The 13,403-nt window shown below is 71.8% G+C and carries 14 protein-coding genes; 8 read left to right on the top strand and 6 right to left on the bottom strand.

The window, feature by feature from the left end:
- The first annotated feature begins 110 nt into the window (after positions 1–110).
- From GBN72_RS29855 to GBN72_RS29840, 4 genes are all read left to right on the top strand, one after another.
- Positions 111–1,205, top strand: a complete 1,095-nt coding sequence (locus tag GBN72_RS29855) for a peptidoglycan-binding domain-containing protein (protein WP_151775066.1) — start codon at positions 111–113, stop codon at positions 1,203–1,205.
- A 206-nt stretch (positions 1,206–1,411) separates the two neighbouring features.
- On the top strand, positions 1,412–2,119 hold the full coding sequence (locus GBN72_RS29850) for a hypothetical protein (protein WP_151775065.1): 708 nt from the start codon (positions 1,412–1,414) through the stop codon (positions 2,117–2,119).
- Between the two features lie 57 nt (positions 2,120–2,176).
- Complete coding sequence (locus GBN72_RS29845; protein WP_151775064.1) at positions 2,177–2,794, top strand: hypothetical protein; 618 nt, start codon at positions 2,177–2,179, stop codon at positions 2,792–2,794.
- Positions 2,791–3,342 (top strand): hypothetical protein, encoded by a 552-nt coding sequence (locus GBN72_RS29840; protein WP_151775063.1) that lies wholly within the window; start codon positions 2,791–2,793, stop codon positions 3,340–3,342. Before GBN72_RS29845 ends, GBN72_RS29840 begins: the two co-directional genes overlap by 4 nt.
- Before the next feature lie 45 nt (positions 3,343–3,387).
- Here GBN72_RS29840 and GBN72_RS29835 read toward each other — a convergent pair whose 3' ends face one another.
- Entirely contained in the window at positions 3,388–4,131 is a 744-nt protein-coding gene (locus GBN72_RS29835; RefSeq protein WP_151775062.1) for a VOC family protein, read from the bottom strand.
- 229 nt (positions 4,132–4,360) lie between these two features.
- On the opposite strand from GBN72_RS29835, the gene GBN72_RS29830 reads away from it, so the two are divergent.
- A complete protein-coding gene (locus tag GBN72_RS29830) occupies positions 4,361–4,816 on the top strand; it encodes a DUF5707 domain-containing protein (RefSeq protein WP_151775061.1) in 456 nt (151 codons plus the stop codon).
- A gap of 119 nt (positions 4,817–4,935) precedes the next feature.
- On the opposite strand, the gene GBN72_RS29825 is transcribed toward GBN72_RS29830, so the two are convergent.
- From GBN72_RS29825 to GBN72_RS29805, 5 genes are all read right to left on the bottom strand, one after another.
- On the bottom strand, positions 4,936–5,286 hold the full coding sequence (locus tag GBN72_RS29825; protein WP_151775060.1) for a hypothetical protein: 351 nt from the start codon (positions 5,284–5,286) through the stop codon (positions 4,936–4,938).
- Between the two features lie 285 nt (positions 5,287–5,571).
- Positions 5,572–6,246 (bottom strand): lytic polysaccharide monooxygenase auxiliary activity family 9 protein, encoded by a 675-nt coding sequence (locus GBN72_RS29820; RefSeq protein ID WP_501207499.1) that lies wholly within the window; start codon positions 6,244–6,246, stop codon positions 5,572–5,574.
- A gap of 275 nt (positions 6,247–6,521) precedes the next feature.
- Complete coding sequence (locus GBN72_RS29815; protein ID WP_164540957.1) at positions 6,522–7,706, bottom strand: hypothetical protein; 1,185 nt, start codon at positions 7,704–7,706, stop codon at positions 6,522–6,524.
- 31 nt (positions 7,707–7,737) lie between these two features.
- Positions 7,738–8,682, bottom strand: coding sequence for an RpnC/YadD family protein (locus GBN72_RS34355; RefSeq protein ID WP_164540955.1), 945 nt, complete (start codon positions 8,680–8,682; stop codon positions 7,738–7,740).
- Positions 8,683–8,962: 280 nt separating this feature from the next.
- Positions 8,963–9,679 (bottom strand): tellurium resistance protein, encoded by a 717-nt coding sequence (locus GBN72_RS29805; protein WP_246212994.1) that lies wholly within the window; start codon positions 9,677–9,679, stop codon positions 8,963–8,965.
- Positions 9,680–9,914: 235 nt separating this feature from the next.
- On the opposite strand from GBN72_RS29805, the gene GBN72_RS29800 reads away from it, so the two are divergent.
- The 3 genes from GBN72_RS29800 to GBN72_RS29790 all read left to right on the top strand — a co-directional run bounded on the left by GBN72_RS29800 (position 9,915) and on the right by GBN72_RS29790 (position 12,910).
- Positions 9,915–11,660 carry an apolipoprotein A1/A4/E family protein gene (locus GBN72_RS29800; RefSeq protein ID WP_174887226.1) on the top strand — a complete coding sequence of 582 codons (1,746 nt, stop codon included), beginning with the start codon at positions 9,915–9,917 and terminating at the stop codon, positions 11,658–11,660.
- Positions 11,657–12,172 carry a hypothetical protein gene (locus tag GBN72_RS29795; RefSeq protein ID WP_246212993.1) on the top strand — a complete coding sequence of 172 codons (516 nt, stop codon included), beginning with the start codon at positions 11,657–11,659 and terminating at the stop codon, positions 12,170–12,172. The genes GBN72_RS29800 and GBN72_RS29795 overlap by 4 nt, the downstream gene beginning before the upstream one ends.
- Positions 12,173–12,238: 66 nt before the next feature.
- Positions 12,239–12,910, top strand: a complete 672-nt coding sequence (locus GBN72_RS29790; protein WP_151775059.1) for a vWA domain-containing protein — start codon at positions 12,239–12,241, stop codon at positions 12,908–12,910.
- The last annotated feature ends 493 nt before the right edge of the window (positions 12,911–13,403 follow it).

Here is a 13,403-nt window from a genome sequence, read left to right as displayed (position 1 = left end):
TGGTGATGGCCGTCGGAGGTCACACGCGGCCCCCGGTGAACGGCGACCACTCCCATTCCTGCTGCGACGGCTCGAGTCGGCCTCCGCACACGAGAGATCCCGGGGTAACCATGTCTCTTCGCACCAAGCTCACGCGCCGTGCCCAGGTCGCGCTCGTCGGAGTCACGGCAGGCGGTCTCGCGGCCGCCGCGGTCGCCTTCGGGCCGTCGCTCGTCGGCGCCGACGCGGACACGAAGCCGGTCGCCGCCGCGGAGGCCGCCTACGGGCCGGAGCCGGAGGCGGACAGCGCGCTCGTCACCCAGGCCGACGCGGTGCAGACCATGGCCGCGGCCACCATCACCCGCGACCAGATGATCGCCCGGGCCAAGACCTGGCTCACGGCCAACAACGGCAAGCCGGTCCCGTACAGCATGGAACGCAACTGGAAGGACGGCTACCGCCAGGACTGCTCCGGCTACGTCTCCATGGCGCTCGGGCTCGGCAAGCCCGGCCTGAACACCGTGGGGCTGGCCACCACCAGCAGCGTCACCAAGCGGCTCAGCAGCGTCAGCCAGCTCAAGAAGGGCGACCTGCTGATCGACTACAGCACCTCCGACGGCGACTTCCGCCACGTGGTCATCTTCGAGAAGTGGGCCAACACCTCGCACACCGCCTACTGGGCGTACGAGCAGCGCGGCACCTACGGCACCACCCACCGGCAGCTCAAGTACGGCATAGGCAGTGACAACTACGACCCGTTCCGCCCGGTCAAGTTCGGTGACGGCAGCGGCGGCGGATCGGCCCCGGCCCCGGCCCCGAGCGTCGCCTGGCCCGTCCTCAAGAGCGGCTCCCAGGGCGCGGACGTGCGCTCCGCCCAGCACCTGCTGACCGCCCAGGGGTACAAGGTCGACGCCGACGGCAGCTTCGGCCCGAAGACCAGGTCCGCCGTGATCGCGTTCCAGAAGTCCCGCTCCCTGGCCGCCGACGGCGTCATCGGGCCGAACACCTGGGGCAAGCTGATCAAGACCGTCAAGTCCGGCTCCACCGGCTCGGCGGTCAAGGCGGCCCAGACGCAGCTCAACGTCTACAACTACGGCCTCGCCGTCGACGGGTCCTTCGGCACGAAGACCAAGTCCGCGACGACCGCCTTCCAGTCCAAGCACAGCCTCGCCGTGGACGGCGTCATCGGCCCGAACACCTGGCGCACCCTCCTCGGCAGCCGCTGACCCCGCGCCCACCCGCCCGCCGGCGAGCCCCTCCCCTCCCCACCGCACCGCGGCCAGGAGGCGAGGGGCTCGCCCCCGAGTGGGCGGGCCGGCGCATCACTCCGTACCTCACCGCATTTCCCCCGCTTTGCCCATCGATGGGAGACTGTCCAGGGGCGGCTGACGGACAATCAGCGGTCCGTGAAGACGGGGACGGAGGGGAACGCGTGAGCCGCTGGTACCAGCCGCACGAGCAGTGGCCGAAGCACTCGAAGCCTTGGTGGCGGGAGACGATCCAGGAGGCACGGTCCGCCGGCTGGCGCCTCAAACGCCTTGACGGACACACCTGGGGCCACCTGGTCTGTGATCCGAGCCTCGACGAACCGTGCAAGATCCCGATCTTCAGCACCGGTGCCGCCGGTGAGAGCGCGGCGCGCAACAAGCGCCTCCTGATCAAGCGGTGCCGTCACGGCGTCGCCGCGGGCGCCACGCAGACCCTGGCGCGAGCCGCCGCCCTCCTCGACCAGGCCGAACGGCTGCTTCAGGCCGCGGCCCACTGCCTGGAGGCCGCGGACAAGCAGGACGAGTTCGACGACCTGGTGAACGCCGCGCTCTCGGCCGGTGCCGAGGCAGAACGGCGCCTTTCCGAGGCGGAGGCCAGCGAAGCTGACGGGGACCGGCTGCTGGCGCAGGCCTTCGCCGTCCTTCCCGACGGCAGCACGCTCGACTGCCCTCCTTCCGAGCCCCAGATCAAGGTCCTGATCGCCGACGCCGGGGCGCGTGCGGAGGAGGCGGAGCGCTTGATCGACGACATGCCGGGCGGTCAGGATCAGGACGCCCTCAGGGGCAGACTGCTCCAGGTCAGGCAGAGTGCGGACGATCTCTCCGTCCGGATGGCCCAAAGCCGGAGTGCGAGTGGGTCGTCTGCCCGTTAACGTGTTGGAGAACCCCAACATCTGGGTATCGTGTAGCCAGGAGCGAGGGGGTACTCCGTGGAAACGCACATTCCTCTGATCGTCCGTAACGTCGACATCGATGACGACGCGACCGCCGAGCAGATCGCACTGCGGTTGTCCGACCTCGGATGGCACGAGGCGGCCGGCGAGACCGTGGCCACCGTCTACACGACCGGCGCGGACCCGGTGACGGACGCCGCCGCGGGGGCGACCAGCATCCGACGCGCGCTTCCCCAGGCCGTCATCGAGCGTGTCGACGAGCAGTTCGTCTCGCTGGCCGACATCGCCGAGCGTACGGGGCTGAGCCATGAGGCGATCCGCCTGTGGGCCGCCGGCAAGCGCCGCTCATCCGGCGTGCCGTTCCCGCGGCCACGCGCCCAGGTGGGGGGCCAGGGGCGGTCCGCGACGAAAATCTGGTCGTGGCCGGAAGTGCTGGTATGGCTCAAGGCGCAGTACTGCCTCGACGTGGAGCCTGACACGGCCTACCTCACCCCGCAGCAGGTCATGCGGGTGAATGCCCTGCTGTGCGACCCCTCGCCGTGGCAGCGCGTGCAGTGCGCCGATCGCACGCCGGCAGTGGTCGACGAGACGCTCCGGGAAGCGACAGCGACTCCACTGGGGCGCCGCTTCGCGCTGTCGGGCAACGGGTCATGACCACCACGCACCCTGCCGCGGACCCGTCCGTCGAAGCGTCGGACGCGTTGGCGGCGCAGGTCCGGGAGTTGCACGAACGTCTCCACCTCAGTGATGTCCGGGTACAGCGGCTGAAGGCGGAGGCGTTCGAGGATCCGCCGGTGGCGGTCGACCGCATCCAGGTGCGCGTCAGCCCGTACGAGGTCCGGCTCGAGCCGCCGCGCCTGGCTGCCCGCTTCACGCAGACAGTGACGCTGCGCGGCGGCGACGAGCAGCCGCTGGCCGAGGTCGAGGTCGTGCTGGTGATCGACTACGAGCTGGACGACGGACCCGCCCCCTCCCAGGAGGCGGTCGGCGCGTATGTCGAGCACAACAGCTACTTCACCGCGCACCCCTACCTGCGCGAGACCCTCCAGAACGCCACGCTGAAGCTCGGCTTCGAGCCAGTGGTGCTCGGCGTCCTGAGCAGGGACAAGGACAGGCCGGCGGAGATCACCCTGGTGCGCCGTCGGCCCTCCGACGAACGTGGCGGAGAGCTGCCGACGTCGGCGGCCGACGGCGAGGACTGAGCGCCCGCACCGGGGGAGCGGGCGGAACAGTCCTCGCCGGGGTGGTCAGGTGGGGCGGCCGAGGACGCAGAACTCGTTGCCCTCCGGATCGGCGCGGACGACCCACGGAACGCCGGCGTCACCGAGGTCGACCTCGGTCGCGCCCAGTGCCTTCAGCCGGGTCAGCTCCGCCGGGCGTTCCTCCGCGGGCCTCGGCAGCAGGTCCAGGTGGACACGGTTCCACACGGTCTTCGCGTCCGGCGTGCGGACGAACTCGAGGTACGGGCCGACCCTCTCGGCAGAGCGCAGCGACGCGTGGTCGTCGGCCACCTCCCGCACGTTCCACCCGATGGCCTCGCCCCAGAACCGGGCCATGGCCCGCGGATCCGCGCAGTCGACCACCACGGCGGCGATCGGCCCGGTGTCCCGGTAGATCTCCCGGGGCTCCAGCACGCAGAACTCGTTGCCCTCCGGGTCCGCCAGGACCGTCCACGGCACGTCGTCGCCCTGGCCCACGTCCGCGGGCGTGGCGCCCAGCTCCCGCAGGCGCGCCACCAGTTCCTTCCGGTGGGCCTCGGAGGTGCTGGGGAGGTCGAGGTGCACCCGGTTCTTGACCGTCTTGGGTTCGGGATTCGTGACGATGTCGATGCACACGGCGGTGGGGTCCGGCCAGTCGAAACCGACGGGCTCGAGGTTGAGCACGCCGGGCTCCTCGACGGAAACCGCCCAGCCGAGCGCTTCCGCCCAGAACTGCCCGACCTTGGCGGGGTCCTGCGCCTTCATGTTCACCTGGACGAGTTGCAGCGTCATGCGGGCGATCCTAGGTCGGTCGCGCCCACGGGTCGACGCCTCGTCAGCAGCCTTCGGCGGAGTCCCCGGAGCTGTCCCCGTTCCCTCCGCAGGCCCGCGCGGGCACCCAGGTCGGCTTGAGTACGGGTGCTCAGGCGGGGCCCTCTCCCCGGCGGCGAGGATCGGTGCAACGGCGCGGCACCAGGGCGCCGGCCACCACCGTCGCGCCACCGCACAAGGGAGTCACGTCATGTCCCGTCGCACCGTCGCCTTGTCCATGGCCGTCGCGGCGCTCGTCCTCGGCGGCGCGGGCGCCTTCGCCGTCACCCACACCGGGGACCGGTCACCCGCGCTCCGGAACACCACCGTCCGCTACACGGCCCCCACCGCGGACCGTGACGGTTCGCTCGTCCTCACCACCGAGGTCACCGCGTCCTCCGGCGTGCAGAGCCTCAAGGTGCTGGCCTGGCCGGAGGCGGGCGCCTTCGCCGAGTCGGCGCCGACCGAGAAGGAGATGACGGAGGTCGAGTCCGCCACCTGCGCCCCGGCCGGCGACGACACCGCCCGCTGCACGTACAAGGTGCCGGTCACCCCGGAGGAGGCCGCCGACTCCCCGTCCGGCCCCTGGCACATCGCCACCCTCGCCACCGCCGAGGACGGCGCCACCGCCTTCTCCGCGAAGACGGCCCGCTTCACCGTCGCCTGACGGCGCCCGACGACGGCGCCCGACGACGGCGCCCGACGACGGCGCCCCGCAGCGAGCGAGCGAGGAAGCGGGCGGACGCCGCCGTCGGAGTGCCCCCTTCGGGCCTGAGGCCCGGAGGATCAGGAAGTGGTCCCGATGGGGATCTCTGTGACGTAGTAGCCGCCGTCCGAGACGAGGGAGCCCGCCGGGCAGTACACGGTGTCGCGCGAATCCGTCTTGACCCACTCGCCGAGGACGGTCCTGCCGGGCAGCTTCGGGTCGAGGTTGTCGCAGCGTGCCCACACCTTGAAGTACCCGGTGCCGCCCTCGCAGCTCACGGTCACCCCGTTGGAGATCCGGCCGAGGGAGGTCTCACAGGCCTTGGGCAGCGCCTGGGCCGGCCCCGCGGTGAGGCCGACCAGGGCTAAGGAGGAGGCGGCGGCCGTGGCGAGGGAGAGTATGAGGGCGCCGCGGGTGTGTCGTCCGTGCATCGGAACGTCCTTCCGGTCGAAGTGGACGGGAGGTGCCAACCGTGCTGGTTTTCCTGGCTGTTCGGTGCAGCCAGAGCTTAGGGCCCGAAGGCGGCCGGGCGGAGGCGTCGCGTCCTTGATTCTTCCCGCAGACGGCGGCTGCGGCCCCGGCGCCGAAGCACCACCGCGCTCCGCCGGAACGGTCGCCCCCGCGAGGGCGTCCGCTCCGACGGAGCGCGGCGCGGCCGGCCCGGTGACGGATCACCGGTGCCCGACGGCGGACGGCGTGCCCGCCTCCGCGTCAGCTCAGCCGAAGTCCACGTCGCTGCACATCAGGTAGGCCTGGTCGAGGTGCGAGGCCTGCCAGATCGTGAAGACGATGTGGTGTCCGCTGTAGCCGGAGGTCTGGACGGGGAACGTGATGTCCTGCGCCGGGGCGAAGCGGCCGGTCTGCGTGATGAAGTCGAGGTCGTCCCAGCCCAGGCTCTGGGTCTTGGGGTCGAAGCCCTGCTTGCTCACGTAGACCTTGAAGTAGTCCGCACCGTGGGACGCCTGGTCGTGCAGGTGGACGGAGAAGTTGTCGCCGACGGTGGTCGTCTTCCACGCACCGGGCTTGTTGAGGCTCTCGAAGTTCGCGAGGTTGTTGCTGCAGAGCTTCCCGTCGGGAATCCGCGACTCGAACTGGCCGCCCAGACCGTCCTGGAGCATGCTCATCCAGTTCCACATGGTGTTGGAGTTGGCCTGCCAGGCCTGCCAGCACATGGGGTCTTCCTGGGCCATGGCCGGGTTCATGTGGTCGTCACCCCACTCCTCCCAGCAGTGGTACGAGCGGGAGGCGGGACCGACGACGGAGCCGTGAGCCTGAGCGGTGCCCGTCCAGGTCAGCGCGCCGGCGATCACGGCGAGCAGCAGGACGACTGCCTGGAGGGGACGGCGGAGGGCCGACCGGGAACGCCCGGAGGGTAAGTGGGACCTACTCATGTGGGGGGACTCCAATTCCAGTTGACGAAGAACGGTTGGGAGCGCTCCCAAAGCTACGTCGAGTGGCGTGAGGGGCGGAACAGCGAATTCCCAGACCTCACATGCCCCATACAACTATGTGCGGTATGCGCATGCCTTCTGGACGGGAGGTGAAGATCCATCCGGCGGAGTCGGGCGCGCCCGTACGCCCGCCGGCGGAGTCGGGCGCGCCCGCCCGGCAGCGGTCAGGTGCTACCCGCACGCCGACGGGCGTACGGGCGGCGTCATCCACGACGTCACCGCGGCGCGCGGGCGGCACCGGCCGTCGAGGTCCGGGCCCGGGGCAGGGTGATGCCCTGTTCCTGTGCCGCCGGCCCCGGGCGGAGGGTCCAGGGCACCTGCCCGGTGGTGGTCAGCCACCCGTTCGACGTCAGGCGCCCCACGGCGAAGGCGCGTAGCTGGGGGCGCTTGGGCACGTCCCAGCCCAGCTCCGCGAACAGTTGTCTGAACGACGGCCCGTGCCCGTGCTCCGCCCGGAAGGCGACGGTGAACTCGGCGGACCGCGGGCCCCGGTCCGGGTGCGCCTCCTTCCACCGGCCGTAGGCGCTCTCGGTGCTCGGGCGGAACACCACGGGCTCCGCGGGGACCATGAACGCCTCCGCGACCCGATCCCGCGGAAGAGCGCACAGGGGGCAGCCCTCGACGCTCTCCACGTGCCGGCGCAGGGCGGGAGTGCCCGCGTCCTTCCACGCCGCCCAGGCCTCTTCGGTGAACACGAAGGCCCGGGCCTTCGTGGGGTCCGCCTTCTGCTGCTCCTCCTCGTACGGACGCAGTCCGTTCAGGTGACGTACCTGCGGGGACAGCCGGTACCGGTCACCGGAGAGTTCGGCGAGGAAGCCTCTCTCCAGCAGCTCGGGCAGGAGGGGCCGGCACGCCTCGGGAAGGTGGGGCGGGAGCTCCCCGGGGAGTTCGGGGGCGCCGTGGGCGGCGAGGAACAGGCCGGCCAGCCGCCCGGCGGGCGGCAGTTTCCTGACCGGCTTGGCGGACAGTGTCCGCGACACCCACCCGGACACCCGCGAACGCATGTCCTTCCCGAACGGCAGCGGGTGTTCCGCCGTCCTGGCGGTCAGTTCGGGAACGACGACGGTACCCGCCGGCGCTGCGGGGTCGCCGTCGAAGACCGCCTCGTCCACCTGCCAGCCGACGCCGCGAAGGGCGTCGACGGCCGCCCGGGCGTCGCCCAGGCGCAGCGCGGCCAGGTCGGCCCCGGTGACATGGCCGACCCCACCGCGTGCGGCCCTGATGGCTGCCACGACGGCCAGGAGCTGTGCGGCGGGTCCGGGCAGTGGCAGCGAGGTCACGTAGCTCAGCAGGGTGCGCGCCGCTTCGCCCTGCCGGGCGGTCAGGAGGAAGGGACGGGGCTGGGTCTTGTCGGACGGGGCTGTCGTCGTCCTGCTGGTGCTGGCGGAAGGATGTGGCACAACACCTCCAACGCGGTTCGTCGGCCGGGGGTTACCGGTTCCGTTGGTTCTCGTCCTGGTTCTGGTCCGGGGCCTCGTCCGTGAAGACGTGGTGGGTCGTGGCGGCGGTGATGGCGCGGGTGAACCAGGTGTCGAGGGTGTCGAGGTCGGTGCAGCCGGTGACGCGGCTGCGGTCGTCGGGGGAGATCTGCAGGCCCCGGTGCTCGAGCAACTGGAGGATCAGCTCCGCCTTGCCTTCCGCCTTGCCTTCCGCCTTGCCCCGGGCTCGGCCCTCGTCGCGGATCTCCTCGGAGAGGGGGGAGGTGAAGAATGAGAGGTCGTGGGCCACGAGGTTCCTCCAGATGTCGCCGGCCCAGCCGTTGCCGAGGCCTTGAGCGGTCAGTTCGGTGTAGCAGCGGGCCTGTTCTGCGTCGACGCCCTCCAGGTCGTGGAGGGCCTGGGAGAGGGCTTTCAGTATGGCGGGGCAGGCCTCGTCGTCGCGGTGGAGAATCGCCGAGAGCACGGTGATCGCGATGTCCTGTGCTGCCTGCTCCGGGCTGGTGACGACCGCGGTGTTGTGCGGGCCGAGGACCATCGGTTCCAGCGTCAGCGTGGGCCGCTTCCCGATCCCGATGCGCACCGGTTCGCGGGCCCATGCGGCGGTGGACGCCTTGTTGCAGACGACGAGGAGAACCGGCGGCACGCGGTACTTGGCGTAGAGGTAGCCGAGGTAGTAGGGCCAGCTGAAGTGCTTGTCGGCGTCCTCCTTGCCCTGGGCCTCCACGACCAGCAGGTAGTCGCTGCCGTCGGGGTCGGTCAGACGGAGGACGGTGTCGATGCGCCGCTCCAGCGGCTCGACCGTGGTCGCGTCCGTGGGCAGCTGCGTGCAGGAGACGGGCTCGGCGATGTCCAGGCCGTGGGGCCGCATCGCCCGGGCGAACAGCCCGGGATCCTGGGCGAAGATCCGGTGCATCGCCTCGTGTGGGGAACTCACCATGACCGCAACGTAGGCTCTGCCCCGCCGTCGCCACCGGCATATGCCCCTGGCTCACCTGATCGTGTGAACCCGCCTTGCGCGCGCCTGGGAGGGAACCTGACGCTCGTCACCCCTCGGGAAGCTCGAGGAACCGGCCCGCCCATGCCCGGAACCGGTCGTCGAGCCCCTTCCGCCCGGCCCGGCCCGGCCCGGAGCGCGTGCGGGCCCTCCGGTGGCCGCAGGCTGAAGTTCTCCTCCAGCCAGTCGAGCAACTCCGCGTGCCCTGACGCCACCTCGCCGGCTACTTCGTCGCCCACACCCACTCGAGACCGAACCCGTACGCCCGGTCGATCTGCTGCTGGTTGGAGGCACCGGACAGCGGGCTGAACCATCGGACCTCACGCGTCAGGTCGAGGCCGTCCGTCCCGGGCACGAGGCGGGCGATGGCGCATGCCGTCGCACCGGCGGGGGAGTCGTCGAGGTGGATGCGCCAGGTGCCGCTCGGCGCGGTCACGGTGACCACCCCGCCCAGGGTGCGGAAGTCCACCGCGCCCTCGTAGACGTACACGTAGACGACGAGCTGCTCGAACTCCCGCCAGTGCTCGAGGTTGACCCGCAGCGTCTCACCGTCGGACTCCCCGCCCGTGCGGTCGTCCTGGTCGAGCTCCACGTACGGCCGGCGCTGGTACGAGCCGAAGTTGGCGCCCAGCGGCTGGACGGCCTCCCCCTGGCCGTCCCGGGTGCGTACCAGGCATCCGAGGTCCAGGTCCGCCGACGCGGACGCCGACCAGTTGAGGTTGACCTGGAGTCGTCCCCGCCCGGCGATCCTGGCGTGCGGTGACCGCGAGGTCAGCTCGACCGTGCGCCCAGGGCCCGCCGGCGCCCGCCCGGACAGCTCGGGCGCCCGCCCGGACCGCTCCGGCGCGCGCTCCGGCTCGGCCGGCGGAACGACGCCCCGCGGCCTGTCCCCCGTCGGCTTCAGCTGGATGACTCCGCGCCGCCGTCCGTCACCGCTCATGATCCTCACGCCCCCTCAGCAGCAAGCCCGAGCAACCGAGTTGCGGCTTCTCGCGTATCTCATACAACCCTGTATTACTCTCGCATGTCTCATGTGGAGGACGTGAAGATCCGTCCGATCGAGGTTCATGCGGCATGGGGGGACATGCGCGAACCGACCAGTCGCGCCGACGTCGCCCGAACTTCGATCCGTCACGACTGCCGGCGTCGGAGCCGGAGGCAAGGCAGGGGGCCCTGTGGGGGTTTTGCACGAAAAGCTGGTGGCCTCGCACCACCTCGAGGACCGGGCCCAGGACCCGGCGCTGGCCCCGCGACGCGAGGAACTCCGCGCCCTCGCACGGGCGATGGCCTCGCACGACGAATCCGCGCTCGACCCCTGGGCCGACCTCGACCTGATGGCCAACTTCGCCCGCCCCGAGAGCGTGGCGCGTGACGTGGCCCCGGTGGAGGGCCGCCGCGCCAGGTGGCTGTCGAAGACCGTCGACGGACTGGACTGGTTCCTCGGCGCGCTGGTCTTCCTCCCGCTCCTCTTCACCTGGACCGGCCTCGCCATGGCGACGAGCGCCTACGGTGATCTCACCGCCCAGAGCCCGAAGGCGGCCGCGCGCCCCTTCCTGCAGCTCTGGCAGACCGGCTTCGAGGGGCACCTCCACAGCTGGTTCGAGTTCGGCCATGTGGCCGTCTTCGGCTGCGTGGCCCTCCTGGCCCTGCTGACGCTGACGCTGCTCCACGGCAACCGGCGCGCCGCCGCCGACCGCGCCGAGGAGAAGGCGGAGCAGGACACCCGGGCCGCGCTGGCCCGTCTCGTGCCCGTGCTGACCGAGGCCCAGCTGATCCTCAACGCGCACCGCTTCGCCTCGCCCGTGCGGTTCGCGGAGGAGCTCAACAAGGCCGGCGGCAAGATCCAGCGGATGCACTCCAAGGCGCTGACGACCCAGCAGCAGCTCACCGAGGCCGCCGCGGCGGTCCGCGAGTCCCTGGAGAAGGCGGAGGAACGCCTCGCCCGCGCCGACGAGAAGATCCGTCCGCTGGAGGACGCCGTCACGCGGATGGCCGACACCGTCCGCGACAGCGGCACGATGATCCGCACGGCGGTGCGCGAGCTGGACCAGCCGCTGTCCCGGCTCGGCGACGAGCTGAAGGGCGCGGTCGACGGCCACCGCGAGGCACTCGACCGCAGCCGCGACAGCCTGGTCACGGCCGGCGAGGAACTGCGCGACAACGTCCGCGCCGCCTCCGGCGACCTGCGGGACGTCCTCACCGGCACCGTGGACAGGCTGGAGGCCACGGTCTCCGGCAACGGCGACGACGTGCGCACCGCACTCACCGACGCGGCCCAGCGGGTCGAGGACTCCCTCACGCTGCTGGCCGCCACCCAGCGCGGCTTCACCACCAGCGTGGAGGTCGTCGGCGACCTGCACAGCCAGCTGATCGACGGCCTCAAGGCGGTCGCCGCCCGCACGGAACAGGCGGCCGGGGACTCCCGGCAGGCCGTCTCCGGCATCGCCGACCGCACCCGCTCCCTCGACCAGGCCGCGCAGCGCTTCACCACCGTGGTCGACGCCCTGGACCGTGCCGCGAAGGGTGGCGAGGCCGCCACGGCGGCCGCCGAGAGGGCCCGCCGCCGCACCGAGGAGGCGCAGGCGCAGGCCCGGGAGACACTCGCCGAGGCCGAGGCGCGGGCACAGGAGGTGCTCAGGCAGGCCGAGGCGCACGCGCGGGAGATGCTGGCGCGGGCCCAGGAGGTCCTCGACCGGGCCGCGTCGTCCGCGTCGCAGGCATCGCAGGCATCGCAGGCACCGCCCCCCTCGCCCGCGTCGTCCGCGCCCACGTCGTCGCCCGCCTCCTCGGCCTCGCCGACGCCCGCGGGCAGTTCGCCGGTCCCGTCACCCCCGCAGCAGCGGTCGGAGGCTCGGCCGCACCCGTCGTCCGAGCCCTCCTACGCCCAGCGGCAGCCGGTGAGCCTGGACAAGGCGTCGTGACGGCGTCGTCCAAGGCCGCCCGCAGGGGGCGCCGGTTCAACCCGCTGCACCTCGCCGGATGGCTCTTCGCCGACATGCTGCTCGTCCTGGCCCTGGTCTCCATGGGCGACCGGGCCGATCCGCTCGCGGCGGAGACGGCGGCCAGGCCGAAGCCGTCGGCGTCCGGGCAGGCCTCCGCCTCCCCCTCGCCCTCCCCGACGCCCACCGGGCCCCGTTCGCTCGAGCTCAAGCCGGTGAAGATCCGCGTCGTGGCGGCGGCGGGCGACCGGTCCGCCATGGTCGCGCGGCTGCGCGAGGCCACCGAGCGCCACGACGGCCGTGAGGCCGCCCTGATCCTCACCTTCGGCGAGGCCCCGGACACCGGACAGGGTCAGGCCTACGCCGACGAGATCAACAAGGCGCTGGAGAAGGCCCGTCCGGACATGTTCGGCGAGGCCGTCAAGCGCTCCTTCTGGCAGGGCAGCCGCAGCTCCGGCAGTGCCGCGCTCGAAATCTACTTCTACACACGCTGACGGCCGGGCGCCGTCGTCACCGTCGTCACCCACGTCTCCCACATCCGAACGATCCAGGAGAACGCAATGCAGCTTCTTCCCTTCTACCTTGTCTGCGACGAGTCCGGCTCCATGGCCGCCGGCGGAGTCGACGCCATCAACGGCGCCCTGCCCGATCTCCACGACGAGATCAGCTCCAACCCGGCCGTCGCCGACAAGGCGCGCTTCGCCATGATCGGCTTCTCCACGGACGCGACCCTGCTCCAGCCGCTGGTCGACCTCAGCGAGATCGACTCCCTGCCGTCGCTGTCGGCGGGCGGCGTGACCTCCTTCGCCGCGGCGTTCCGGCTGCTCAAGTCCACCATCCAGACGGATGTCGACCAGCTGAAGGCCGAGGGCCACTCCGTCTTCCGGCCCGTCGTCTTCTTCATGTCCGACGGCGGTCCGACCGACACGGACGCGGACTGGCGGGGCGCGCTGAAGGAGCTCAACGAGTCCCGCTACGCCCCGAAGATCATCGCCTTCGGCATCAGCACCGCGGACGTCGCCACCATCACCGAGGTCGCCAACTTCAAGGCGTTCATCCAGGAGAGCGACAACATCTCGCCCGCCGCGGCGCTGCGGGAGTTCGCCTCCAGCCTGACCCGCTCGATCGTGAACTCGACGACCAGCATCTCCGCCAACGGCGGGGAGGGCTTCGACCTCCAGGTCGACGACCACGTGCCGGGCTTCACCAGCCTTTCCCTGGACAAGATGTGAGCGGCCCGGTGGACCACCAGAGCCAGAGCCAGGGCCACGACCTGGGCCAGGGCCACGAGCTGGGCCAGGGCCAGAACCCGCACCAGTACCAGCGCCAGCGCCCCGACCGGCCGGAGGCGGCCGACGAACTCTCCACGCACTACGCGGACATCACCGCGGTGCTGCGACCGGAGCCACCGGATCCGCGGCGGTCCCTGGCCGCCGGGCCGATGCCGGAGGCGGCCGCCCCGTCGGCCTCGCCGCCCGGGCCCGTCGGCGGGGACGTGGTGCCGCGGCCGCCGCAGTCGCGGGTTCCGGCGGCCCTGACCGTGATTCCCGTGGTCCAGGCCGTGCCCCCGGCGTCCCTGGCCGCGGCTCCCGGGGCCCTCGGGGCGCCGGGGGCGCTCCCAGGCGCGGCTCAGGGTGCGGCTCCCGGTGCGACGACCGGGCCGACGGGGTATCCGGCGACCCCTCTGGCGCACCACCCGGAGGGGGCGGGGCCCGCCCCGGACTC

It is taken from the genome of Streptomyces abyssomicinicus (genome assembly GCF_008974245.1).
In the GTDB taxonomy this organism is placed as follows: domain Bacteria; phylum Actinomycetota; class Actinomycetes; order Streptomycetales; family Streptomycetaceae; genus Streptomyces; species Streptomyces abyssomicinicus.
The sequence above is the reverse complement of the archived record's forward strand: the minus strand, read 5'-3'. Positions and strand labels throughout refer to the sequence as shown.